The sequence below is a fragment of the Frigidibacter sp. MR17.14 genome (genome assembly GCF_037095735.1).
Lineage (GTDB): Bacteria > Pseudomonadota > Alphaproteobacteria > Rhodobacterales > Rhodobacteraceae > Frigidibacter.
In genome coordinates, this window is sequence record NZ_JBAWKD010000005.1 from 219269 (window position 1) to 241441 (window position 22173).

Annotated in this window: 22 protein-coding genes; 11 read left to right on the forward strand and 11 right to left on the reverse strand. The window is 68.5% G+C overall.

The annotated features are described in order from the left end of the window. Positions 1–8: 8 nt before the first annotated feature. From V8J36_RS15175 to V8J36_RS15185, 3 genes are read right to left on the reverse strand one after another with little or no spacing between them, the layout of a single operon-like run. Positions 9–1205, reverse strand: a complete 1197-nt coding sequence (locus tag V8J36_RS15175) for a CaiB/BaiF CoA transferase family protein (protein ID WP_336468158.1) — start codon at positions 1203–1205, stop codon at positions 9–11. Then, complete coding sequence (locus V8J36_RS15180) at positions 1202–1969, reverse strand: CoA-transferase (protein ID WP_336468159.1); 768 nt, start codon at positions 1967–1969, stop codon at positions 1202–1204. The genes V8J36_RS15175 and V8J36_RS15180 overlap by 4 nt, the downstream gene beginning before the upstream one ends. Further along, entirely contained in the window at positions 1966–2769 is an 804-nt protein-coding gene (locus V8J36_RS15185; RefSeq protein WP_336468160.1) for a CoA transferase subunit A, read from the reverse strand. Before V8J36_RS15185 ends, V8J36_RS15180 begins: the two co-directional genes overlap by 4 nt. A gap of 253 nt (positions 2770–3022) precedes the next feature. On the opposite strand from V8J36_RS15185, the gene V8J36_RS15190 reads away from it, so the two are divergent. From V8J36_RS15190 to V8J36_RS15210, 5 genes are all read left to right on the forward strand, one after another. Beyond that, a complete protein-coding gene (locus tag V8J36_RS15190; RefSeq protein ID WP_336468161.1) occupies positions 3023–4183 on the forward strand; it encodes an ABC transporter ATP-binding protein in 1161 nt (386 codons plus the stop codon). Next, positions 4180–5961, forward strand: a complete 1782-nt coding sequence (locus V8J36_RS15195) for an ABC transporter permease subunit (protein WP_336468162.1) — start codon at positions 4180–4182, stop codon at positions 5959–5961. The genes V8J36_RS15190 and V8J36_RS15195 overlap by 4 nt, the downstream gene beginning before the upstream one ends. 83 nt (positions 5962–6044) lie before the next feature. Continuing rightward, the gene (locus V8J36_RS15200; RefSeq protein ID WP_336468163.1) at positions 6045–7076 is read left to right on the forward strand and encodes an extracellular solute-binding protein; all 1032 of its coding nucleotides are present in this window, start codon (positions 6045–6047) and stop codon (positions 7074–7076) included. A 94-nt stretch (positions 7077–7170) separates the two neighbouring features. Then, entirely contained in the window at positions 7171–7926 is a 756-nt protein-coding gene (locus V8J36_RS15205; protein ID WP_336468164.1) for an IclR family transcriptional regulator, read from the forward strand. Positions 7927–8041: 115 nt separating this feature from the next. After that, on the forward strand, positions 8042–9430 hold the full coding sequence (locus tag V8J36_RS15210; protein ID WP_336468165.1) for an MATE family efflux transporter: 1389 nt from the start codon (positions 8042–8044) through the stop codon (positions 9428–9430). 34 nt (positions 9431–9464) lie between these two features. Here V8J36_RS15210 and V8J36_RS15215 read toward each other — a convergent pair whose 3' ends face one another. Together V8J36_RS15215 and V8J36_RS15220 are read right to left on the reverse strand one after the other, a co-directional pair. Further along, a complete protein-coding gene (locus tag V8J36_RS15215) occupies positions 9465–9878 on the reverse strand; it encodes a hypothetical protein (RefSeq protein WP_336468166.1) in 414 nt (137 codons plus the stop codon). An 11-nt stretch (positions 9879–9889) separates the two neighbouring features. Further along, the gene (locus V8J36_RS15220; protein WP_336468167.1) at positions 9890–11092 is read right to left on the reverse strand and encodes a pyridoxal phosphate-dependent aminotransferase; all 1203 of its coding nucleotides are present in this window, start codon (positions 11090–11092) and stop codon (positions 9890–9892) included. An 83-nt stretch (positions 11093–11175) separates the two neighbouring features. Between V8J36_RS15220 and V8J36_RS15225 the strand changes: the two genes are divergently transcribed. From V8J36_RS15225 to V8J36_RS15240, 4 genes are all read left to right on the forward strand, one after another. Then, positions 11176–11592, forward strand: a complete 417-nt coding sequence (locus tag V8J36_RS15225; RefSeq protein WP_336468168.1) for a helix-turn-helix domain-containing protein — start codon at positions 11176–11178, stop codon at positions 11590–11592. 115 nt (positions 11593–11707) lie between these two features. After that, complete coding sequence (locus tag V8J36_RS15230) at positions 11708–11983, forward strand: FAD assembly factor SdhE (RefSeq protein WP_336468169.1); 276 nt, start codon at positions 11708–11710, stop codon at positions 11981–11983. A gap of 111 nt (positions 11984–12094) precedes the next feature. Beyond that, the gene (locus V8J36_RS15235) at positions 12095–12592 is read left to right on the forward strand and encodes a MarR family winged helix-turn-helix transcriptional regulator (RefSeq protein ID WP_336468170.1); all 498 of its coding nucleotides are present in this window, start codon (positions 12095–12097) and stop codon (positions 12590–12592) included. A gap of 81 nt (positions 12593–12673) precedes the next feature. After that, the gene (locus tag V8J36_RS15240; RefSeq protein WP_336468171.1) at positions 12674–14122 is read left to right on the forward strand and encodes a cobyric acid synthase; all 1449 of its coding nucleotides are present in this window, start codon (positions 12674–12676) and stop codon (positions 14120–14122) included. 25 nt (positions 14123–14147) lie between these two features. On the opposite strand, the gene V8J36_RS15245 is transcribed toward V8J36_RS15240, so the two are convergent. From V8J36_RS15245 to V8J36_RS15265, 5 genes are all read right to left on the reverse strand, one after another. Beyond that, positions 14148–15206, reverse strand: a complete 1059-nt coding sequence (locus tag V8J36_RS15245; RefSeq protein ID WP_336468172.1) for an L-idonate 5-dehydrogenase — start codon at positions 15204–15206, stop codon at positions 14148–14150. 11 nt (positions 15207–15217) lie between these two features. After that, positions 15218–16495 (reverse strand): TRAP transporter large permease, encoded by a 1278-nt coding sequence (locus tag V8J36_RS15250; RefSeq protein WP_336468173.1) that lies wholly within the window; start codon positions 16493–16495, stop codon positions 15218–15220. A gap of 2 nt (positions 16496–16497) precedes the next feature. After that, positions 16498–16998, reverse strand: a complete 501-nt coding sequence (locus tag V8J36_RS15255) for a TRAP transporter small permease (protein WP_336468174.1) — start codon at positions 16996–16998, stop codon at positions 16498–16500. Positions 16999–17167: 169 nt separating this feature from the next. After that, on the reverse strand, positions 17168–18154 hold the full coding sequence (locus V8J36_RS15260) for a TRAP transporter substrate-binding protein (RefSeq protein WP_336468175.1): 987 nt from the start codon (positions 18152–18154) through the stop codon (positions 17168–17170). Between the two features lie 44 nt (positions 18155–18198). Continuing rightward, positions 18199–18882 carry a GntR family transcriptional regulator gene (locus V8J36_RS15265; protein ID WP_336468176.1) on the reverse strand — a complete coding sequence of 228 codons (684 nt, stop codon included), beginning with the start codon at positions 18880–18882 and terminating at the stop codon, positions 18199–18201. A 144-nt stretch (positions 18883–19026) separates the two neighbouring features. Between V8J36_RS15265 and uxuA the strand changes: the two genes are divergently transcribed. Both uxuA and V8J36_RS15275 read left to right on the forward strand, forming a co-directional pair. Beyond that, positions 19027–20244 (forward strand): mannonate dehydratase, encoded by a 1218-nt coding sequence (uxuA, locus tag V8J36_RS15270; RefSeq protein ID WP_336468177.1) that lies wholly within the window; start codon positions 19027–19029, stop codon positions 20242–20244. A gap of 3 nt (positions 20245–20247) precedes the next feature. Next, positions 20248–21741 (forward strand): mannitol dehydrogenase family protein, encoded by a 1494-nt coding sequence (locus tag V8J36_RS15275; RefSeq protein WP_336468178.1) that lies wholly within the window; start codon positions 20248–20250, stop codon positions 21739–21741. Here V8J36_RS15275 and V8J36_RS15280 read toward each other — a convergent pair. Then, positions 21738–22169, reverse strand: coding sequence for a type II 3-dehydroquinate dehydratase (locus V8J36_RS15280; protein WP_336468179.1), 432 nt, complete (start codon positions 22167–22169; stop codon positions 21738–21740). The two genes, V8J36_RS15275 and V8J36_RS15280, sit on opposite strands and share 4 nt — an antisense overlap. Between the last annotated feature and the right edge of the window lie 4 nt (positions 22170–22173).

The following is a 22173-nucleotide window of genomic DNA, read 5'->3' on the forward strand; positions in this document are numbered from 1 at the left end:
CTGCACGGTCAGGCCCGTTTCTTGCTGGTGGCGGGGTCGAGGCCCGGCAGGACCTCGCGGTAGCTTTCGGGGTCGATGCCGCGTTCGGCCAGCACCTCGAGGCTGTGCTCGGCGAAGGCGGGCGGGGCCCGGCGATAGCTGGCGGGGGTGCGGGCCAGCTTGATCGGGCTGCCGGTGCCACGGTAGGCACCGATGTCGACGACCATCTCGCGGTGGATCGTGTGCGGATCGGCCACCACCTGGTCGATCGAGCGCACCGCGCCGCAGGGCACGCCCGAGGTGATCAGCCGGTGCGACAGCGTCTCGCAGTCGAAGGTGGCCAGCGCGGCTTCGAGCTGGGACTTCAGCGCGTCGCGGTGGATGTTGCGCTGGCTGTTCGAGGCGAAGCGGGCGTCGGCCGCCAGGTCGGGGCGGCCGATGATCTCGCACAGCGTGGCGAACTGGCGGTTGTTGCCGACGGCGAGGAAGATCGGATCGGTCCCGGTTTCGAAGCAGTCGTAGGGGCAGATGTTGGGATGCGCGTTGCCTGAGCGGCCTGCGACCTGTCCCGAAAGGTAATAGTTCGGCAGGTGGGGGTGCAGCAACGAGACGCCGCAGTCGTAAAGGCTGGCCTCGATGAACTGGCCCCGGCCGCTGGTCGCGCGTTCGTGGATCGCCATCATCACGCCCAGCGCGGCATTGAGCCCGGTGACCATGTCGACGACCGGCAGGCCCACCCGCAGCGGCGCGCCGCCGGCCTCGCCGTTCACGCTCATGATCCCGCACAGCGCCTGGATCGCCGCGTCATAGCCGGGCAGGCCGCCCATCGGTCCGTCGGCCCCGAAGCCCGAGATCCTGCAATGCACCAGCCGCGGATAGCGCCGCGCCAGTTCTTCATGTCCAAGGCCCCAGCGTTCCAGCGTGCCGGTCTTGAAGTTCTCGATCAGGACATCGGCGTCTTCGAGCAGCGCCAGAAGCAGGTCGCGCCCGGCATCGGCGGCAAGATCGACCGCGATCCCGCGCTTGTTGCGGTTCAGGCCAAGGAAGTAGCTGGCGGCGTCGCCGAGGAAGGGCGGGCCCCAGCCGCGGGTCTCGTCCCCCGCGGGTGGCTCGAGCTTGACGACATCGGCACCGTGATCGGCAAGGATCTGGCCGGCATAGGGACCGCCGAGCACGCGGCTCGCGTCGATCACCCGCAGGTCTGCCAGGGATCCGGGCTGCGTCATGCGGGGGCTCCTTCGCGGTGGTGGATGGCCAGATCCCGGCGCCAGTCGGCCGAGAAGGCGGGATAGGTTTCGGCCAGTTCGTCGATCACCCGGCCGCGCATCAGGGCCAGCGTCGCGGCATCGGGGGCAGGGGTCGTCGCCGGGGCGGGCCCGTGGCGGAAGTCGAAGCCGGTGGCCGCGCGCACCTCGTCCAGCGTCGTGCCGGGGTGCAGGCTTTCCAGCGTGAAGCCGGGGCGGGTTGGGTCGAAGCTGAACCAGCAGCGGCTGGTCAGAAGCCCCACCGGGCCGCCGGGTCGGTAGACGCCGGGCGCGCTGGTGCCGGGGGCCGAGATGAAATCGACCTTGTCGACCATGACACGCGGGCTGTGTTCCTCGCGGAACAGGATCACCCGCGGCACGGTGAAATAGAGGTAGGCCGAGCCGAAAGAGCCCGGCCAGCGCACGTCGACCTGCGGATAGTCGCCCGTGCCCACGAGGTTGACGTTCGCCTGCCCGTCGATCTGGCCACCCCCCAGGAAGAAGGCGTCGAGCCTGCCCTGCGCGGCGCTGTCGAACAGTTCGGCAGAGCCGTTGGTGAAGAAGTTGTGGCGGACGGAGCCTAGGACCGACAGGCGGACGCGGCGCCGCTCTTCGTCCAGCGCGCGGCGCAGCATCGCGCCCGCCGCCGGTATCGGGGACGAGGCCCCAACCGCAACATGGCGCACCCCGTCGAGCAGGCGCGCGATCGTGAAGATCAGGATCTCTCGCGGCAGGACCGGGCTCATGCCGCCACCCCGGTTTCCGCCATGTAGGCGGCGAAGCCCTCGGCACTGCGGGCGGCGGCGGCATAGCGGCGCAGCTCGTCCACATCGGTCGCGTATTCGCCCCAGAGGCCATAGGGCCAGGCGCCCCGCGGCGCCTCGGCCACCGCGGTGACATAGAGCGCGGGCAGCGTTCCGGCGGCCGTCGTCTCGTCCGCCAGCAGGTCGGTGTCGATGATCCGCTCGACCGTGACCAGCGTCTCGGTCGAGGCATAGGCCATCGCCGCCAGTTCGCGCCGCCGGCCGATCCAGACATTGCCGTTGCGGTCGGCCATCGGCGCGTGGAAGAGGCTGACATCGGGATGGATCGCGGGGATCAGGGCGATCGGGTCGCCGCCCGTCGCGAACGGGTTGTCGATGACCTTCCAGTCGCCGCGTCTCGCCAGCACGTCCGATCCGATCAGGCCGCGCATCGGCAGGAAGGGCACGCCCTTCTGCGCCGCCATCAGCCCGGCATGGATCGCGGGGCAGGTGGCGTCACGGATCGCGATCCGGCCCTCGCGCACCGCGGCGTTGAAGCGCGGCGCGCCGCCCGCCTCGCCGAGTGTCACCGCGCTCGTCTCGACCGTGCGCACCAGCCCGGCGCCGATCAGCTTGTCGACCTGCAAGCCGCCGGTGGGAACGCAGACAAGGTGCAGATCGCCTGCGCCATGTTCGATCAGCGGGCGGGTCATCGCCATCGAGACGCCGGCGTAATCCACCGGCATCCCCAGTGTCATGCCCGGCCGGACATGCCGTGCCAGCGCCATCAGGTCACTTGCCATCCCGGTTCCTCCCTGTCGATCCGCGCCTCCCAGGCGGATCCCGAAGCGTTCCGAATTGTGGAACGGCATTCTGATTGACAGCCTAGGCGGCAGCGGCGGGGGAAGTCAATCGCTGTCAGGCAGCCGCCGTGGCGTCAGATCGAGCCAATCAGGGCTCTTCGAGGGGCTGCGCGGAAAATGTTGACAAGCGGAAAATCCGACCGACAATAAATGTGGGAAGGCGTTCTATAATATGGAACGCAGGGAGGAAAACATGGCTCAGATACTGGCGCGGCGCGACATGCGCCTTGACGCGTCAACGATGCCGGCTGCCCCGACGCCACGCGGCCGCGAAGTGATCGGCGCCGGGATCGCGATCAATGACGTGACCAAGATGTACGGGGCATTCTGCGCCGCAGACCGCATCAGCCTTAGCATCGAGCCGGGGGAATTCATTACTCTTCTGGGCCCCTCAGGCAGTGGCAAGACCACGCTTCTGAACCTGATTGCAGGATTCCAGTCGATCGACGGCGGGCAGATCCTTGTCGACGGGCGCCCGATCCAGGACGTGCCGACGCATCGGCGCGGCTTCGGCATGGTCTTCCAGAGCTATGCGCTGTTCCCCAACATGACCGTCGCGCAGAATGTGGGCTTCCCGATGCGCATGGCCGGGATGGACCGGCAGACCACCGACCGGCGCGTGGCCGAGACGCTGGAGATGATGCGCCTGTCCGAGCACGCGCGGAAGACGCCGGCGCAAATGTCGGGCGGCCAGCAGCAGCGCGTCGCCATCGCCCGCGCCATCGTCATGCGGCCGCGGGTGGTGCTGATGGACGAGCCGCTGAGCGCGCTGGACCGCCGGCTGCGCGAATCGATCCAGATCGAGATCCGCGATCTGCACCAGACCCTTGGCAGCACGATTCTGTTCGTCACCCATGACCAGTCCGAGGCGCTGACCATGTCCGACCGCATCGCGGTCATGGATGCGGGCCACATCGTGCAGGTCGGCCGCCCGACCGAAATCTACCGCCAGCCGCAGAGCCGTTTCGTCGCCTCGTTCGTCGGCGAAAGCAACCTGCTGGACGCCGCCGTGGTCGGGCGCAACGAGCGCCACCTGACGCTGCGGCTGCCCGGCGGCCATGTCTTCGAGGCCGAATCGCGCGACGGCGCGCCGGGCGGCACCCCGGGCGGCACCGCCACGGTGCTGATCCGTCCCGAGCGCATCACGCTGTCCGAGACGCGCGGGCCCGGGACGGTCGCCGCAACCGTCACCTCGGCCCTGTTCCTGGGCGAGGTGCTGCGCGTCGAGGTCGTACTGGACGACGGCCAGAGCCTGCTGATCCGCTGCACCGACACCGCGGCGCGCAGCCTGCCGCAGGTCGGCGCGCGGGTGCATGTCGGATGGGGCGCGGCCGACGGCTGGGTGCTGTCATGAGCGACGCGAGCTTGCCGGCCGCCGCCGCCACCGGTGCCAGCCTGCGCCGGCGCCTGAAAAATCCGGCACTGCTGCTGGTGCCGGCGACGCTGTTCCTTGCGGTGATCTACCTGATGCCGCTGATCGACCTGGTGCGGGTCTCGGTCTCCGGCGCGACCTGGTGGACCTATTTCGACCGGGTGTTCTCGGTCCCGCTCTACTGGGAATCTCTGGTGCGGACGATGCAGATCGCCTTCACCGTCGCCTGTCTCTGTGCGGTGCTGGGCTATCCCACCGCGCTTCTCATCCATCGCAGCCGCGGGATCACGCAGGTGCTGATCGCAGCGGCGGTGATCCTGCCCTATTTCATCGCGATCCTGATCCGCACCTATGCCTGGATGGTGCTGCTGGGCCGCAACGGGCCGATCAACAAGCTGCTGCAGACGCTGGGGATCATCGACACGCCGCTGGCGCTGCTGTTCAACCGCGGCTCGGTCCTGCTGGGGATGACGGCCGTTCTGCTGCCGATCATGGTGCTGAGCATCTATGCCAGCGTCGCACGGCTGGATCACGGCCTGACCCGGGCGGCGCTCGCCTCGGGCGCGGGGCCACTGGCGGTGTTCTGGCGCGTGCTCCTGCCGCTGACCTTCCCGGGGATCGGCGCGGGCTTCCTGCTGGTCTTCGTCGCGGCCCTGGGCTTCTTCATCACGCCCACGCTGCTTGGCGGACCCGGCGACCAGATGTTCGCGATGCACATCACGCAGCAGGCGGATTCGGTCACCGGCGAGGGCTTCCTGCAGGCGCTGGCGGTGGTTCTGCTGGTGATCACGCTGCTGGTCGTCGGTGTCGCCGGTCGGATCATGGGCTTCGAATTCATCTGGGGCGGCGGCAAGCTGCAGGCGGGTCCGTCGAAACCGCGCGCCACGGCCCGCGAACGTGCCGCGGTCCGCGGCCCCGGGATGATGATCGCCGATGCGATCGGCTGGCCGCTGCTGCGCCTGATGGGGCGCCTGCCCGCCGGCTGCGGACGCTGGACGGTGCGGATCATGGGCGGCCTCGTGATCGCCACGCTGATGCTGCCGATCCTCGTGGTCATGGTGATCTCGTTTAGCAAGGCCAGCTACCTGACCTTCCCGCCGCCGGACTGGTCGCTTCGCTGGTACGAGAAGTTCTTCTCGGATTCGAACTGGATGGATGCCTTTTCGAACTCGGTCGGCATCGCGGCGCTGTCGGCGGTGATCGCGGTGACGCTGGGGGCGACGGCGGCGATGGGGATCGTGCGCAGCGAGATCCGCGGCAAGTCGGTGCTGATGCTGCTGCTGGTCAGCCCGATGATCGTGCCGCCGGTGGTGCTGGGCCTGTCGCTTTACAGCCTGTTCCTGAAGATGGGCTTGGTCGGCACGCATCTGGGTCTGGCGGCGGCCCATGCGGTGGGCGGCATCCCGATCGTGGTGGTCATCGTCGCGGCCTCGCTGCAGGCGGTCGACCGCCGGCAAGAGCAGGGCGCAGCGATCCACGGCGCGTCGCCGCTGACCGTGTTCCGACTGGTGACGCTGCCGGCTATTGCGCCGGGGCTGGCGGCGGCGGTGTTCTTCGCCTTCCTGCATTCGTTCGACGAGCTCGTGCTGTCGCTGTTCCTGTCGAGCCCGCGGATGAAGACGCTGCCGCTGATGCTCTGGGCCGACATCAACTACCAGCTGAACCCGGTTCTGGCCGTGGTCTCGACGCTCGAGGTGTTGCTGGTGATCGGCGGCATCGTCCTGTGCCGCCCGGTGCTGACGCGCCGGCGCGAGGACTGACTTTCCAATTCAAGGCCTATTCCTAGGGAGGAGATGGAATGCGTGCTTTTGAACGACCCCGGGGGCTGATCAGGTCCCTGGCGATGGTGCTTGTCCTGGCGGGACCCGCGCTCGCCGATGGCGAGGTGGTGATGCAGGATCCCGGCGGGAAATACGGCGATGCCCTTCGAGAGGTGATGTACGACACCTTCGAGAAGGAGATGGGCATCGACGTCGTCACAGTGCAGGAGGCGCGGTCCGGACCGCGGATCAAGGCGCAGGTCGAGGCCGGGAAGACCGAATGGGACCTGACCTTCATCTTCGACCAGGAGACCAAGCTGCTGGGCGACTGCTGCCTGGCCGACATCGACTATTCCAAGCTGTCGCCCGAGGCGCAGAAGACGCTGGCGACGATGCCCGACAACCTGAAGCGGCCCAAGGGCGTCGCGCTGCAGGTGATCGGCGTGGCAATGGTCTACAACACCGACACCTATGCCGAGCAGCAGCCCAAAAGCTGGGCCGACTTCTGGGATGTCGAGAAATTCCCGGGCAAGCGCTGCCTGCCTGCCTGGCCGCGCTTCGTGATGGAAGCGGCGCTGATGGCCGACGGGGTGCCGAAGGACCAGCTCTACCCGGTGGATGTCGAGCGGGCGCTGAAGAAGATCGCCGAGATCAAGCCCCATGTCTCGAAGTGGTGGACGACCTCGGCGCAGGCGCCGCAGCTGCTGCTGGATGGCGAGGCCGACATGTGCATGGCCTACACCGGCTCGTCCTCGGTCCTCGCGCTGGAGGGGGCGCCGCTCGAGGTCGAATGGAACCAGGGCTTCGTCTATTACGACTTCTTCGCGATCCCGAAAGGCGCGCCGAACTACGACAATGCGCTGAAGCTGCTGTCCTGGCGGCTTGACGCGCAGCGCGCGGCGAAGCTGACCTCGACCTATCCGGTCGCGCTGCCCTCGGAACTGGTCTATGCCGCGGCCGACCCCGAGATCAGCAAATACTGGGCCAACAACCCCACCAACCTCGAGAAGGCCATCGCCTGGAGCCCCGACTACTGGGGCGGCATGACCGCCGACGGCAAGATGACCAACGAGGAATACGGGCAAGAGAAGCTGAACGCGCTTCTGGCGCAGTGACCGTCGTCGGGTCGTGGCATCGCGCCGCGACCCGATGTAAGTCTGGTCTGCGGGCATCGGTGCAGGCGGGCCGGGCCCGGGAAGCGGACGGACAATGGACAAGGCATTCATCAAGGGGCTGCGCCTGATCGAGGCGCTCGCGCTCAGCGACCAGCCCCGCGGCATCTCCGAGCTCGCGCGCGATCTCGAGCTGACCAAAAGCAACGTGCACCGCCTGCTCGCGACGCTGATCTCGCAGGGCTACGTCCGGCAGGTGCCGCCGCTCAGCCAGTACGAACTGACGACCCGGATCTGGGAGCTGGGCAGCCATGTCATCCGGCGGATGGACCTGATCAAGGTGGCGCGCCCGGCGATGCTGCGGCTGGCCGAGATCACCGGCGAGACGGTGCACCTGTCCGTGCTCGACGGGATCGAGGCGGTCTATGTCGACAAGATCGAGAGCGCGCATCACATCCGCGCCCATACCAGCGTCGGCGCCCGCGCCCCGGCCCATGCGGTGGCGACCGGCAAGGCGATGCTGGCGCATATGCCCGACGAGTACCTCGAACGATTCGGCGACCCGTTGGAACGCTACACCGACACCACCCGCACCACGATCCAGGAGCTGCGCGAGGACATCCGCACCGCGCGCGAACAGGGCTATGCGCTGGTGCCCGAGGGCGAATGGCGCGAGGGAATCGCGGCCTGCGCCTGTGCGGTCCTGAACCGCAACGGCGATCTGGCCGGCGCGATCGGCATGTCTGGCCCCGACAGCCGGATCAAGCGCAAGCAGCTGAAGGAGATCGCGCCCCATGTGATGGAGGCGGCGCGCAGCATCTCGATGGCGCTTGGCTACATCCGCCTGCCCTGAGGTCCGATGCGATGCCAACCGAGCGTTACCGGCCCGCCACGGGCCCGAAAATCCTGAGGGACTCACGCAACCTTCGATGGTATCCGGTCGGCCCGCGCGCTATGGCGTGGCGGCCATGACAACCGCCCCCCGCACCTTCAGCCATCACCTGCGCGCCACCATCCGGCTGGCGCTGCCGCTTGCGGGCAGCCAGCTCGCGCATTTCGCCATGCATGTGACCGACACGGTCATGCTGGGATGGTACGGCGTCGGGGCGCTGGCCGCGGGCGTGCTGGGCGCATCGAGCTATTTCATCCTGTTCATCCTCGGCTCGGGCTTCGCTTCTGCCGCGATGGGCATGGTCGCCAGCGCGATGGCCCGCGATGACGAGACGCAGGTCCGCCGCGACGTGCGGATGGCGATCTGGCTGTCGCTGATCTATGCCTGCGCGGTCTATCCGGTCTTCTACTTCTCGGGCTCGATCCTGAAGCTGTTCGGCCAGGACCCGGGCCTTGCCGCGGGCGCGCAGGACTATCTGCGCATCATCGGGCTGGGTCTGATCCCCTCGCTGGTGGTGATGGTGCTGCGCAGCTTCGCCGCAGCGCTCGAGCGGGTGTCGATCGTGCTGATGTCGACGGTGGCGGCGGCGCTGATGAATGGCGTGCTGAACTGGATGTTGATCTTCGGCAACTGGGGCGCGCCCGAGCTGGGGCTGAAGGGCGCGGCGTTCGCGACGCTCGGTTCGCAGGTCATGGCGCTTTCGGTGGTTGCCGCCTGCGCCTTCTGGCATCCGGCGATGCGCCGCTTCCACCTGTTCCGCCGCCTCTGGCGCCCGGACTGGCCGGTGTTCTTCCACCTCGCCCGGCGCGGCCTGCCGGTCGGCCTGACCCAGGTCGCCGAGGGCAGCCTCTTCAACGCCGCGGCGCTGATGATGGGCTGGATCGGCATGGTCCAGCTGGCGGCGCATGGCATCGCGCTCGAGGCGGCGGCGCTGACCTTCATGATCCACATCGGCATCGGCAACGCGGCGACCGTGCGGGTCGGGCGCTTCCACGGGCTGGGGCAGGCGGTCGAGATGCGCCGCGCGGCGCTGGCGGCGGTGGCGGTTTCGATGGCGGTGGCCTCGGTGGTGATCGTGGTCTTCCTGTCGGCGCCCGGGCAGATCGTCGGCCTCTTCGTCGAGGATCACGACCCGGCCGCGGCCGAGATCCTGGCCTTTGGCACCACGCTTCTGGCGGTTGCGGCGGTGTTCCAGCTGTTCGACGCGCTGCAGGCGCTGGCGCTGGCCCTGTTGCGCGGGGTGCAGGACACCGCCGCGCCGATGTGGATCGCCAGCTTCAGCTACTGGATCGTCGGGATCCCGGTCAGCTACCTGCTGGCCTTCCCGATGGGCATGGGGGGCGTGGGGCTGTGGTTCGGTCTCGTCAGCGGCCTTGCCTGTGCGGCGATCCTGCTGATGCTGCGGTTCTGGAGCGGATACCTGCGGCCCGAGACGCTGCCCGACGCCTTGGCCGCGCGGGGCTGAGCCTGCGCATGAACTGACGTGCGGACGCGCCGGATCAGTCCTGCGCGCCGCCCGTCCGGGTCAGCCGATCTGCCTTCTTCTTCACCAGAACGGTGCGCAGGTCGTGCATCGCCAGCAGCAGCGCATCTGTCACCTGCTCGAGCTGCGCCTCCCCGGCCTTGGTCTGCGCCCAGTGCGCGGTCAGGTTCAGGTGATCGACGGTGCGCAGGATGTCGTCGATGTCCCGCGCGGCCAGCAGCTGCTGGCGCGCGGCCAGCCAGCTTCTGATCTGCGCGAGATCCTCGTCCGACAGTTTGCGGTCCCCCTGCGGCTTGATCTCGCCGTTGCGGGTGTTGACCATGGCGATCAGGTCCATTTCCAGCCGGCGCTGGCGGTTCTCGGTATCGACCCGGAACACCGCCGCGCCGTTCTCGCGGACCCTGAAGTAGTAGTCGGGAAGATCGCCCATCCCGACCGGCCTCAGACGAGGCCGGCGCAGAAGGTCTTGATGCGACCGCAGGCCTCCGTCAGCAGCGCGTCCGAGGTCGCGTAGCTGATGCGGAAGTTGGGCGACAGGCCGAAGGCCGCGCCGAAGACCACCGCAACGCCGGTCTCGTTCAGCAGCGCGGTCGCGAAGGCCTCGTCGCTGTCGATCTTGGTGCCGGCCGCCGAGGTCTTGCCGATGCAGCCCGCGACGGACGGATAGACGTAGAAGGCGCCTTCGGGCATCGGGCACTTGATGCCCTCGCACTCGTTCAGCAGCCCGACCACCAGATCGCGGCGGCGCTGGAAGACGTCGCGGCTTTCGGTGATGTAGTCCTGCGGACCGTTCAGCGCCTCGACCGCGGCCCACTGGCTGATCGAGCAGGGGTTCGAGGTCGACTGCGACTGGATCATGCCCATGGCCTTGATCAGCGCCTCGGGACCGGCGCAGTAGCCGATCCGCCAGCCGGTCATCGCATAGGCCTTGGACACGCCGTTGCAGGTCAGCGTGCGGTCATAGAGCTCGGGCTCGACCTCGGCCGGGGTGCAGAACTTGAAGTCGCCGAACGACAGGTGCTCGTACATGTCGTCAGTCATGATCCAGACATGCGGGTGGCGCTTGAGGACGTCGGTCAGTTCCTTCAGCTCTTCGCGCGAGTAGCCGGCCCCCGAGGGGTTCGAGGGCGAGTTGAAGATGAACCACTTGGTTTTCGGCGTGATCGCGGCTTCCAGCTGTTCGCCGGTGATCTTGTAGCCGGTCTGCATCGGGCCCTCGACATAGACGGGCTCGCCACCGGCGAGATAGACCATGTCGGGGTAGCTGACCCAGTAGGGCGCCGGGATGATCACCTCGTCGCCGGGGTTCAGGGTCGCGACCAGCGCGTTGTAGAGGATCTGCTTGCCGCCGGTGCCGACCGAGACCTGGCTGGGCTTGTAATGCAGGCCGTTCTCGCGCTCGAACTTGGCGCAGATCGCCTTCTTCAGCTCGGGCAGGCCGTCGACGGCGGTGTATTTCGTCTTGCCGGCGTCGATCGCGGCCTTCGCGGCGGCCTTGATGTTCTCGGGCGTGTCGAAGTCCGGTTCGCCCGCCGAAAGCGCGATCACGTCGCGGCCCTGCGCGGCGAGTTCGCGCGCGAGGTTCGAGACCGCGATGGTCGGCGAGGGCTTCACCCGCGAAAGCGTGTCGGAGAGGAAGGCCATGTCGGGGGTGCTCCGGTTTGTATCTGCCGGGGCCATGTCTTAGGCTTGCACGGGATGACGTTCAAGGACGAAGGAGGTGCCCGATGCCCGACGAGGTCCAGGAAGAGATGACCACAGACCTGTCCGATGACTGGTACGGCCCCGAGACCGCAACCTTCGGCGACCGGGTGACCGGCGCGCGCGAGGCGGCAGGCCTGTCGCGGGACGAGCTTTCGGCCCGGCTGGGCGTGCGGCTTGACACGCTGGTCGCCTGGGAAGAGGACATGGCCGAACCGCGCGGCAACAAGCTGCAGATGCTGTCGGGGGTGACCGGCGTGTCGATTCCCTGGTTGCTGACCGGGGCCGGCGACGGCCCCGCGGCCCCGGGCGAGGGCGCGCGGCGCCCGGGCTTCCGGCCGCTGCTGGACGAGGTGCGCGGGGTGAAGGCGGAACTGACGGGGCTGGCCGCGCGGCTCGGACGGCTCGAGGCACAGCTGGCGGCGCTGGCGGAGGAGAAGTGATGACCGAGACGGCGGAAGCCCGGCTGAAGCGGCTGAAGATGCGCAGCTGGCGGCNGCTGGCCGCGCGGCTCGGACGGCTCGAGGCACAGCTGGCGGCGCTGGCGGAGGAGAAGTGATGACCGAGACGGCGGAAGCCCGGCTGAAGCGGCTGAAGATGCGCAGCTGGCGGCGCGGCACCAAGGAGATGGACATGATCCTTGGGCCCTGGGCGGATGCGCATCTGGCCGCGCTGACCGAGCCGCGGATCGCGGTCTACGAGATCCTGCTGGAAGAGAACGACCAGGATCTTTACCGCTGGGTCACCTCGGCCGAGGCCGCGCCCGAGGCGATCGCGCCGCTGCTGGACGAGATCGCGGCCTTCGCCCGCGCCCGCCTGCGCCCGGCCGGCTGAGCGCGCCCGGGCATCGGGCGCTGCGTGCTGTGCATTCGAAGCGCTCCGATTAAGACAAAATTCGGATTTCATCCTCACGATCCCCGGGAACGCAACACCCGGGGGCACAGGATGACCGTTCACGCGCCGCTCAAGGATGGCAGCCGATCCGGCTACATGCTCAGCTATCTCGACACGCTGTCGCTGGTTGAACGACTACACCGATTGCTGCTCGACGTCATCAAGGATGAATTCGAGCGCCTCGGGGTGCTGGAAATCAATTCGGTCCAGGCGCTGCTGCTGTTCAACATCGGCGAGAACGAGGTGACGGCGGGCGAGCTGCGCAGCCGGGGCTATTACCAGGGCTCGAACGTCAGCTACAACCTGAAGAAGCTGGTCGAGGCCGGCTACATGCATCACGAGCGCTGCACGATCGACCGCCGCTCGGTCCGGGTGAAGCTGACGCCGCGCGGGCGAGAGGTGCGGGCGATGGTCGCCGATCTCTTCGCGCGGCAGGCCGGCACCATCGAGGAACGCCATACCCTGTCGCTCGACGGGTTCGAACATCTGAATTCGGGCCTGCGCCGGATCGAGCGGTTCTGGTCCGACCAGATCCGTTACATCTACTGATCCCGCCGGTCTCCCCGGCCTCGCCCTTCCTGCCGTCCGGGCCCTGCGCTATCACAGGCCCGAGACAGGCGGAGGCAGGGCATGACGCGGGCGCTGATGATCCAGGGGGCAGGTTCCAACGTCGGCAAGTCGCTGATCGTGGCGGGCCTTTGCCGGGCGGCGCGGGCGCGCGGGCTGAGCGTCGCGCCGTTCAAGCCCCAGAACATGTCGAACAACGCGGCGGTCACCGTCGATGGCGGCGAGATCGGCCGGGCGCAGGCCCTGCAGGCCCGCGCTGCGGGATTGGAGCCGGTGACGGACATGAACCCGGTGCTGCTGAAGCCCGAAACCGATGTCGGTGCCCAGGTCGTCGTGCAGGGCCGCAGGGTCGCCACCCTAAAGGCGCGTGATTATGCCGCGATGAAGCCCAGGCTGATGGCGCCCGTTCTGGAAAGCTTCGGTCGGCTGAAGGCCGCGCATGATCTGGTGATCGTCGAGGGGGCGGGCAGCCCGGCCGAGGTCAACCTGCGCGCCGGCGACATCGCCAACATGGGCTTCGCCCGCGCGGCCGGGGTGCCGGTGGTGATCGCGGGCGACATCGACCGCGGCGGGGTGATCGCGCAGCTCGTCGGCACCAAGGCCGTGCTCGACCCCGCGGATGACGCGTTGGTGGCTGGCTTCCTTATCAACAAGTTCCGCGGCGACCCGACGCTGTTCGACGATGGCTACCGCATGATCGAGGTGCGCACCGGCTGGCGTGGTTTTGGGGTCCTGCCGTTCTATCCGGGCGCCACGGCGCTGCCGGCCGAGGATGCGCTCGACCTGCGCGGGGTGCGGCGCGCGGGGGGCGTGAAGATCGCCTGCCTCGCACTGAGCCGCATCGCGAATTTCGACGACCTCGATCCGCTCGCGGCAGAGCCGGCCGTCGATCTGGTGATGGTCCGCCCCGGAGAGCCGATCCCGGGCGATGCCGCGCTGGTGATCCTGCCGGGGTCGAAATCGACCCGGGGCGATCTTGCCTTCCTGCGGGCGCAGGGCTGGGACATCGACCTGATCGCGCATCACCGTCGCGGCGGCCGGGTGCTGGGGATCTGCGGGGGCTATCAGATGCTGGGTAGATCGATCGCCGATCCGCAGGGGATCGAGGGGCCGGCTGGCGCGGACCCGGGGCTCGGGCTGCTCGACGTCACGACGGTGATGACGCCCGACAAGCGGCTGACGCGGACCCGCGCGGTGCATGCCGCCAGCGGTCGCGCGGTCGAGGGATACGAGATCCACATCGGGCGGACCGAGGGCGCGGACCGCGCGCGCCCCTTCGCCCATGTCGAGAGCCGACCCGAGGGCGCGCTCAGCGCGGATGGGCTGGTCATGGGCAGCTACCTGCACGGCCTCTTCGCCGAGGACGCCTTCCGGCGGGCGTTTCTTGCCGGGCTCGGCGCAACGGGGTCGGGCATGGCCTGGGGGCCGATGGTCGAGAGCGCGCTCGACGGGCTTGCCGCCCATCTTGCCGCGCATCTCGACCTCGACGGTCTTTTCGCCCTCGCCCGCTAGGCCCGCGAGCAGGGCGACCGCGGCCTCAGGCGCCGGCGAAGGTCAGCTGCACCTTGACCGAGCGGGTGCGGTCGTTGGCGACTCTGAAGGCGTCGGCCGCCTCTTCCACGGGGAACGAGGCGGTGACGATGCGCTCGACCGGGATTGTGCCAGAGGCGATCAGCGCGACGGCCTGTGCGAACTCGATGTCGAAGCGCTGGCTGCCGATGAAGTTAATTTCCTTGCCGACCAGCACGTTCAGCGGGATCGCCAGCTCGCCCGCGACGCCGACCTGCGCCAATGTCCCGGTGGGGCGAAGGCAGGCCAGCGCGGTGCGGATCGCGGGCGCGGCGGCCGAGCATTCGAAGACCAGGTCGAACTGGCCCTTCTCTGCCTCGTACTCTGCCATGACCGCGCCGTCGTGCGCGACGTTGACGGTCCGGGTGGCCCCCATCGCCGCGGCTATCTCGAGCGTGCGGTCCTGCAGATCGGTGACGACGATCTCTGCCGCGCCGCGCCAGTGGGCCAGCGCCACGCAAAGCGCGCCGATCGGGCCGGCGCCGGTCACCAGCACCCGCTTGCCGGTCAGTGGCCCGGCGACGGCCTCGGCCCGGTTCAGGGCGTGCAGGCAGACCGCCAGCGGCTCCGCGCAGGCGGCAGCGGCCAGCGGTACATCCGGGCCCACCTTCAGGCATTGCTCGGCGGCGATCACCATGCGGTCGCGGAACATGCCCTGCGTGTGCGGCAGAAGCATCGCCGAGCCCTTGAAGCGCATTGACAGGCAGTGGCGCGGCTGACCGGCGGTGCAGAAACGACAGGTGCCGCAGGGCTGGCTGGGATTGAGCGCGACTCGGTCGCCGGGGGCGAGGCCCTCGACCCCCGCGCCGATCTCGACCACGGTGCCCGCCGCCTCGTGCCCGAGGATGATCGGCTCGCGCACCCGGATCGTGCCGATGCCGCCGTCCAGCAGATAGTGCAGGTCCGATCCGCAGATGCCGCCGGCACCGGGGGCGACCAGCACCTCGCCGGGGCCGGGCGGATCGAAGGTCGCGGTCTCGAGGCGCAGGTCGTTCTGGCCGTGCAGGCGGCAGATACGGGTTTCCATGGGCGGGGTCCTCACTTGTCGAGCAGCGACGGCAGCCAGGTGGCGAGCGGCGCGTAATACGAGACCATGAACAGCACGATGATGTTGGTCAGGATGAAGGGCGCGATGGCCCGGATCACCGGCCCGAGCGGTAGCCGCGCGATGTTGGCGCAGATGAACAGGCAGACACCGACCGGGGGGGTGGTCAGGCCGATCATCAGGTTCAGCACCGCGAAGGTCGCGAAATGCAGGGGGTCGACGCCCACGCCCTGTGCCAGCGTCAGCAGCGGCACGAAGAGGATGATCAAGGCCGCGATCGTCTCCATGAACATGCCGACGAAAAGCAGGACGAGGTTGATCAGCAGGATCACGAGGATCTTGTTGTCGGTGATCGACAGCACGCCGTCCGCGATGGTCTGGGGAATGCGTTCCGACACCAGGATCCAGCCGAAGACGTTGGCGAAGCCGACCAGCGCCAGGATCGCCGCGGCCGAGACCGCGCTTTCGATGACGATCTTCGGCACGGCGCGCAGCGGCAGGTCGCGGTAGACGAAGACGCCGATGACGAAGGCATAGATCGAGGCGACGACGGCTGTTTCAGTGGGCGTCGAGAAGCCCGAGAGCAGCCCGCCGATGATCAGCCCGGTCATCGCGACGGACCAGAAGGCGCCGAGGAACGATTTGCCCAGCTCGGCGAAGCCCTGCCAGGGCTGGCGCGGGAAGTTCTTCTTCCGTGCGATCAGCCAGGCGGTGAACATCATCGCGAAGCCCATCAGCAGGCCGGGGATCGCACCCGCCATGAACATCTTGCCGACCGAGATCCCCGAGAGCGAGCCCACGATGATCATCGGCACCGAGGGCGGGATGATCGGCCCGACGGTCGACGAGGCGGCGGTGACCGCCGCCGAGAAGTCGGCCGGGTAGCCCGCCTTCTTCATGCCCGGGATCATCATGCCGCCGACCGAGGCCGCGTCGGCGACAGCGGTGCCCGATATGCCGCCGAACAGCATCGAGGCCGCGACGTTGGTCAGCCCCAGACCGCCGCGGCACCAGCCGACCATCGCTTGGGCAAGGCGGACGATCCGCTCGGTGATGCCGCCCATGTTCATCAGGTTGCCGGCAAGGATGAAGCCCGGGATGCAGAGCAGCACGAAACTGTCCATGCCCGCGAACATCTTCTGCGGGATCACGACCAGCGGCATGCCGGCGTAAAGCACATAGGCGACCGAGGACAGCGCCAGCGTGATGGCCACCGGGATCCCAAGGATCAGGCCACCGATGAAGGTGCCCAGAAGGACGGCGAGATCCATGGTCAGACTTCCTCTTCGGGTTTGTGGGGCAGGCCGTTCTCGGTGCCGCGGAGCATGGCGATGATGCGCAGCCCGGCGAAGAGCGCGAGGCCGATCATCAGGACGAGGACCGAGGCATGGATCAGGTCCATGCGGATCCCCGAGGCTGGCGCGGTCTGGCGCTTGCCGATCGAGGTGAAGAACCAGCTGGGCGCGACAAGTGCCGCGGCACAGCCGAAGGTGGCTATGCTGCCCAGCAGGCGCAGCGCCCAAGGCAGGACGCCGGGCAGAGCCTCGGCGATCAGGTCGACGTTGACCATGTCGCCGGTGCGCAGCGACAGGCCCGCCCCGAAGGCGGCAAGGTAGAGCAGGGCGAAGCGCGAGATCTCCTCGGTCCAGAGCACGGCCTGGATCCAGCCGGCGCGACCGAGAAGCTGCATCATGACGGCGATGATGATCACGGCGAATGACAGGCCGGTCAGGGCGCGCATCACGCCCTCGGCAGCTCGGATGACGGCTAGCATGGGTGGGTCCTTCGGGTGCTGGACGGGCAGGTTCCGGACGGGCCGGTTCGGGCCCGGGTGTCAGGCGCCGGAGTTCAGGGGGACGTCAGGCGGGGAGAGGGGCGGGCGGGAGGAACCCGCCCCCGGGGCCGTGCGGACCGGGGGGCGTTGGCCGCCCCCCGATCGCGGCTCACTTCTGCATCGCGAAGATCTTCTCGACCGTCGGGCGGATCTCTTCGCTGACGCCGGACAGGACCGCGTCCTTGGCCTTGGCGGCGAAGGCGGCCTGGTCGACCTCGGTGAAGGTCACGCCCTTGGCTTCCAGATCCTTGCGGATCGCGGTCTCGTTGTCGGCGAACAGGCCGCGCTCATACTCCTGGGCGCGCTTGGCGGCTTCCATCACCGCCTTCTGGTCGTCTTCCGACAGCTTCTCCCAGGTCAGTTCCGAGATCGTCAGATAGATCCAGGACCGGACGTGGTCGGTCATGTTGATGTTCTTCTGAACCTCGTTGAAGTTTGCCGACTGGATCAGTGCCAGCGGGTTTTCCTGCGCCTCGATCGTGCCGTTCTGCAGCGAGGTGAACACCTCGGAGAAGGCCATCGGCGTCGGCTGCGCGCCAAGCGCCTGCCAGACGTTCAGGAACAGCGGCACGTTCGGTACGCGCATCTTCAGGCCGTTCAGGTCCTCGGGCTTGGTGATCGGCCGGTTCGAGGTCAGTTCGCGCGGGCCGCGGGCAAAGTAGGCGATCGGGCGGACGCCGGCCTTGTCGATGATCTGGGCCTCGATTTCCTTGCCGATCTCGCCGCTGGCAACCTCGTCCATCTGCTCGAGCGAGGTATAGGCATAGGGCAGCGCCAGCAGCGCGGCCATCGGCGCCCAGTTCTGCAGCGACTCGCCGGTGATGGTCATGTCGGCGGTGCCGAGCTGCATCCCGTTGATCAGGTCGACTTCCTTGCCGAGCGTCTCGTTCGGGTAGACCTCGACCTTGATGCGACCGTCGGTCAGGGCCGACAGTTCTTCGCCGAACTTCACCGAGGCCTTGTGCCAGATGTTCTGTTCGTTCGCGAGGTGGCCGAGCTTCAGCGTGATTTCCTGCGCCGAGGCGGCGCCGCCCAGCAGCGTGCAGGCGGCGAGCGCGGCGGCGAGAAGGCGGGTTGTCTTGGTGGCGACGGTCATGGTTCCTCCCTTGGGTCGTCGGTATCGCGTGTCCGGGGTCCGGATCAGTCGAAAAGCTCCGGCAGGCTGGATTGCACCACCGGCAGGTCGTTCAGGATCTCGCGCAGGTGCAGCCGCATCGCGGCTTCGGCAGCCGCGGGATCGCCGGCCTCGATGGCGCGCACGACGCGGGTGTGGTGGTCGATCAGCTTGTCGGTCGGGAAGCGTTCGGTCGACAGCTGGCGGACCCGGTCCATCTGGGTCTTCATGCCGTCGATCACGCTCCAGGCGTGGGTCTTGCCCGCGCCCTCGGCGAGGGTGCGGTGGAATTCGTCGTCGAGCGGGCGGAAGCTCTGCGGATCGACATCGACCAGCGCGCGCTGCGCGGCCAGCTGGCGGTCAAGCTCGCGGACCAGGGCGGCGTCGGGCGCCTCGGCCAGAAGCTTGACGATGTCGGCCTCGATGGCCTCGCGCACGAAGCGGCTGTCCATCACCGCGGCGACAGAGATCTTGCGCACGAAGGTGCCGCGTTGGGGCCGCACCTCCAGCAGGCCTTCCTCGGCCAGCTTGATGAAGGCCTCGCGCACCGGCTGTCGGCTGACGCCGAACTGCAGCGCGATCTCGGCTTCCGAGATGCGCTCGCCGGGGCGCAGCCGGTTGCGGATGATCCGTTCGCGCAGGATGCGCTGCAGCTGCGGTCCGACGGCCGCGGCGGCATTCACCGATTCCCGATCAAGGCTGCTGTGCATCGCGTCTCGTCCTCCCGGCCCGGACCATAGCTCCATACTTCCATACTAGTCAACCACGAGTCGGGATGATAGAGGATTGTCATGCCGCGGCGTCTGGCCACGTCGTGGCGGACAGGCGTCAGGCCAGGAATGCGGGAGGACAGCATGAGACAGACGTGGCGGTGGTTCGGGCCGAAGGATCTCGTCGGCATCGACGACATGTGCCAGGCGGGCGTCGAGGGCGTCGTCTCTGCGCTGCATCACGTGGCCACCGGCGCGGTCTGGACGCCGGAAGAGATCGCGACGCGCCAGCGCCAGATCGCCACGATGCGCGACGGCGCACCCTCGGGCCTTGCCTGGGAAGTGGTCGAAAGCCTGCCGGTCTCTGAGGATATCAAGAAGCAGCAGGGCGACTGGCGCGGCCATGTCGAAAACTGGAAGACCTCGATGCGGCACCTGTCGCAGGCGGGGATCGAGGTGATCTGCTACAACTTCATGCCGGTCCTGGACTGGACGCGCACCGACCTTGCCTGGCGGCGCCCGACCGGCGCGACCTGCATGCGCTTCGACTTTATCGACTTCGCGGCCTTCGACATCCATGTCTTGGCGCGCCCCGGCGCGGCCGAGGACTTCCCCGAGGCGGTGGTGGCCGAGGCCGCGGAACGCTTCGCGAAGATGAGCGATGAAGACCGCGCCCAATTGGCCGGAAACGTCGTCTTCGGCCTGCCGGGCGCGGCCGAGTCCTTCACGCTCGAGGATGTGCGCGCGCATCTCGCGCAATACGACGCGATCCGCGAGGATCGCCTTCGCGACAACCTGATCGACTTCCTGTCCGAGGTGGCCCCGCTGGCCGAAGACCTGGGCCTGCGGCTTTGCTGCCACCCGGACGACCCGCCGTTCCCGCTGCTGGGCCTGGCGCGGATCATGTCGACCGAGGCCGATTACGGCAAGGTGATGCAGGCGGTCGATCTGAACGCGAACGGTATCACCCTCTGCACCGGCAGCCTCGGCGCCCGTGCCGACAACGACCTGCCGGGGATGATGACCCGGATGGGCGACCGGGTGCATTTTTTGCACCTGCGCAATGTCTCGCTCGATGATCCCTCCCAGATCCGCGGCTCGTTCTTCGAGGACGAGCATCTGGCGGGCCAGACCGACATGGTGGCGATGATCGCGGCGATCCTTGGCGAAGAGCGCAAGCGCCGCGCTGCGGGCCGTGCCGACTGGTCGATCCCGATGCGTCCCGACCACGGGCAGGACATCCTCGACGACCTGACGCGCCGCGCGCAGCCGGGCTATCCCGCGATCGGCCGGCTGAAGGGTCTGGCCGAACTGCGCGGGATCATGACCGCGCTCGACCATCCGCTGGTCACGGGGGCCTGAGCGATGGAACTGCCGCGCCTGACCGCCGCCGCCGCACTGCCTGAAGGGATCGGCCCCGCCTATGATCCCGCCGCCCACGGCACGGGAATCGTGCACATCGGCTTCGGCGCGTTCCACAAGGCGCACCAGGCCGCCTACACCGAGGCGGCGCTGGCGCGATCCGGCGGCGACTGGCGGATCACCGGCGTCTCGCTGCGATCCGTCGAACCTGCGGCGCAGATCACGCCGCAGGACGGGCGCTACACCCTGATCGAACGCAGCGCGGCCCGGACCGAGGCGCATGTGATCGCGGCCGTGAGCCGGGTGCTGGCGCTGCCGGAGGCGCCCGGGGAAGTGATGGCGGCGCTGACCGACCCGGCCTGCCGGATCGTCAGCCTGACGGTGACCGAAAAGGCCTACGGCCTCGACCGGGCGGCGCAGGGGTGCGATCCCTCGCATCCGGCGGTGAAGGCGGACCTGAAGGCGCCCGAGGCTCCGGCGGGGGTGTTGGGCCTGCTGGTGCGGGCGCTGTCGCTGCGCTTCGCGGCGGGCGTTCCGCTTTTCACGGTGCTCTGCTGCGACAACCTCCCGGACAACGGCGCGTTGCTGCGTGGCGCGGTCATCGATTTCGCCCGCCGTCTCGACCCGGCGCTGGCCGAGCGCATCGGGGCCGAGGTTGCCTTCCCCTCGACCATGGTCGACCGGATCACCCCGGCGGCCACGGACGAGACCCGGGCCGAGGCCGCGCGCCTGACCGGCTTCCGCGACGAGGCGGCGATCGAGACCGAGGGCTTCCGTCAATGGGTGATCGAGGATCACTTCCCGCTGGGCCGACCCGACTGGGAGGCCGCCGGGGCGATCTTCGTCGACGACGTCGCCCCTTATGAGCAGATGAAGCTGCGCATGCTGAACGGCACGCATTCGATGCTGGCCTATGCAGGCTTCCACGCGGGCTGCCGCTACGTCCGAGACGTGATGGCCGACGACGATCTGGCACCCTTGGTTGCGCGCCATCTGGCGGCGGCGGCGGGATCGCTGCCGCAGTTGCCGGGGATCGACCTGACGGCCTATGCGCAGGACCTGAGGGAGCGGTTCCGCAATCCCGGCATCGCACACGAGACCTTCCAGATCGCGATGGACGGGACCGAGAAGCTGCCGCAGCGGATCTTCGCCCCGGCGCTGGAGGCGGCGCGTGCCCACGGCAACTTGCGGCCCTACGCCTTCGCGACGGCCGCGTGGATGCGTCATGTCACCGGCCGCACCGACGACTGCGCGCCCTACGAGATCCGCGACCCCCGGGCGGCAGAGATCGCCGGGCGGCTTGTCGGGAAGACCACCGCCGCTGCCATCGTCGCGGCCCTTTGTGACCTGCCGGGCTTCATGCCGGCCGGCCTGCAGGACCACCGGCTGTGGCGGGCGCTGCTGACCGACATCCTCGGAACAATGCTGGCGGCGGGGATGCGCGCCGCGCTGGAGATGGAGCGGCAGCAGGCGACTCCGGGGGCGTCACAGGTCTAGGCCGCCACCATCTCGCACAGTGCGCGCACGGCATGGCGGTAGCCCGCGGGGCCCAGTCCCGCGACCACCGCCGTCGCCACCGGCGAGACCAGCGAGCGATGGTAGATCGCCTCGCGGCGATGGATGTTCGAGATGTGCAGCTCGATCACCGGGCCCGGGAACATCTTCAGCGCGTCCATCACCGACACTGAGGTGAAGGTCAGTCCGGCGGGGTTGATGACGATGCCCTTCGCGCCGGCATCGATCGCCTCGTGAATCCAGTCGATCAGCTGATGCTCGGCATTGGTCTGGCGGAACTCGACAGGTTCTGCGCCCGCGGCGTCGCGTGACCAGGCCTCGACCTCGGCCAGGGTGGTGTGGCCGTAGATCTCGGGCTCGCGCTTGCCCAGCCGGTTCAGGTTCGGGCCGTTCAGGACGTAGATGGTCATGGGG

Coding starts and splice junctions, on each gene's coding strand:
- V8J36_RS15175 (WP_336468158.1), bottom strand. CDS start 1,205: ATGACGCAGCCCGGATCCCTGGCAGACCTGCGGGTGATCGACGCGAGC.
- V8J36_RS15180 (WP_336468159.1), bottom strand. CDS start 1,969: ATGAGCCCGGTCCTGCCGCGAGAGATCCTGATCTTCACGATCGCGCGC.
- V8J36_RS15185 (WP_336468160.1), bottom strand. CDS start 2,769: ATGGCAAGTGACCTGATGGCGCTGGCACGGCATGTCCGGCCGGGCATG.
- V8J36_RS15190 (WP_336468161.1), top strand. CDS start 3,023: ATGGCTCAGATACTGGCGCGGCGCGACATGCGCCTTGACGCGTCAACG.
- V8J36_RS15195 (WP_336468162.1), top strand. CDS start 4,180: ATGAGCGACGCGAGCTTGCCGGCCGCCGCCGCCACCGGTGCCAGCCTG.
- V8J36_RS15200 (WP_336468163.1), top strand. CDS start 6,045: ATGGTGCTTGTCCTGGCGGGACCCGCGCTCGCCGATGGCGAGGTGGTG.
- V8J36_RS15205 (WP_336468164.1), top strand. CDS start 7,171: ATGGACAAGGCATTCATCAAGGGGCTGCGCCTGATCGAGGCGCTCGCG.
- V8J36_RS15210 (WP_336468165.1), top strand. CDS start 8,042: ATGACAACCGCCCCCCGCACCTTCAGCCATCACCTGCGCGCCACCATC.
- V8J36_RS15215 (WP_336468166.1), bottom strand. CDS start 9,878: ATGGGCGATCTTCCCGACTACTACTTCAGGGTCCGCGAGAACGGCGCG.
- V8J36_RS15220 (WP_336468167.1), bottom strand. CDS start 11,092: ATGGCCTTCCTCTCCGACACGCTTTCGCGGGTGAAGCCCTCGCCGACC.
- V8J36_RS15225 (WP_336468168.1), top strand. CDS start 11,176: ATGCCCGACGAGGTCCAGGAAGAGATGACCACAGACCTGTCCGATGAC.
- V8J36_RS15230 (WP_336468169.1), top strand. CDS start 11,708: ATGACCGAGACGGCGGAAGCCCGGCTGAAGCGGCTGAAGATGCGCAGC.
- V8J36_RS15235 (WP_336468170.1), top strand. CDS start 12,095: ATGACCGTTCACGCGCCGCTCAAGGATGGCAGCCGATCCGGCTACATG.
- V8J36_RS15240 (WP_336468171.1), top strand. CDS start 12,674: ATGACGCGGGCGCTGATGATCCAGGGGGCAGGTTCCAACGTCGGCAAG.
- V8J36_RS15245 (WP_336468172.1), bottom strand. CDS start 15,206: ATGGAAACCCGTATCTGCCGCCTGCACGGCCAGAACGACCTGCGCCTC.
- V8J36_RS15250 (WP_336468173.1), bottom strand. CDS start 16,495: ATGGATCTCGCCGTCCTTCTGGGCACCTTCATCGGTGGCCTGATCCTT.
- V8J36_RS15255 (WP_336468174.1), bottom strand. CDS start 16,998: ATGCTAGCCGTCATCCGAGCTGCCGAGGGCGTGATGCGCGCCCTGACC.
- V8J36_RS15260 (WP_336468175.1), bottom strand. CDS start 18,154: ATGACCGTCGCCACCAAGACAACCCGCCTTCTCGCCGCCGCGCTCGCC.
- V8J36_RS15265 (WP_336468176.1), bottom strand. CDS start 18,882: ATGCACAGCAGCCTTGATCGGGAATCGGTGAATGCCGCCGCGGCCGTC.
- uxuA (WP_336468177.1), top strand. CDS start 19,027: ATGAGACAGACGTGGCGGTGGTTCGGGCCGAAGGATCTCGTCGGCATC.
- V8J36_RS15275 (WP_336468178.1), top strand. CDS start 20,248: ATGGAACTGCCGCGCCTGACCGCCGCCGCCGCACTGCCTGAAGGGATC.
- V8J36_RS15280 (WP_336468179.1), bottom strand. CDS start 22,169: ATGACCATCTACGTCCTGAACGGCCCGAACCTGAACCGGCTGGGCAAG.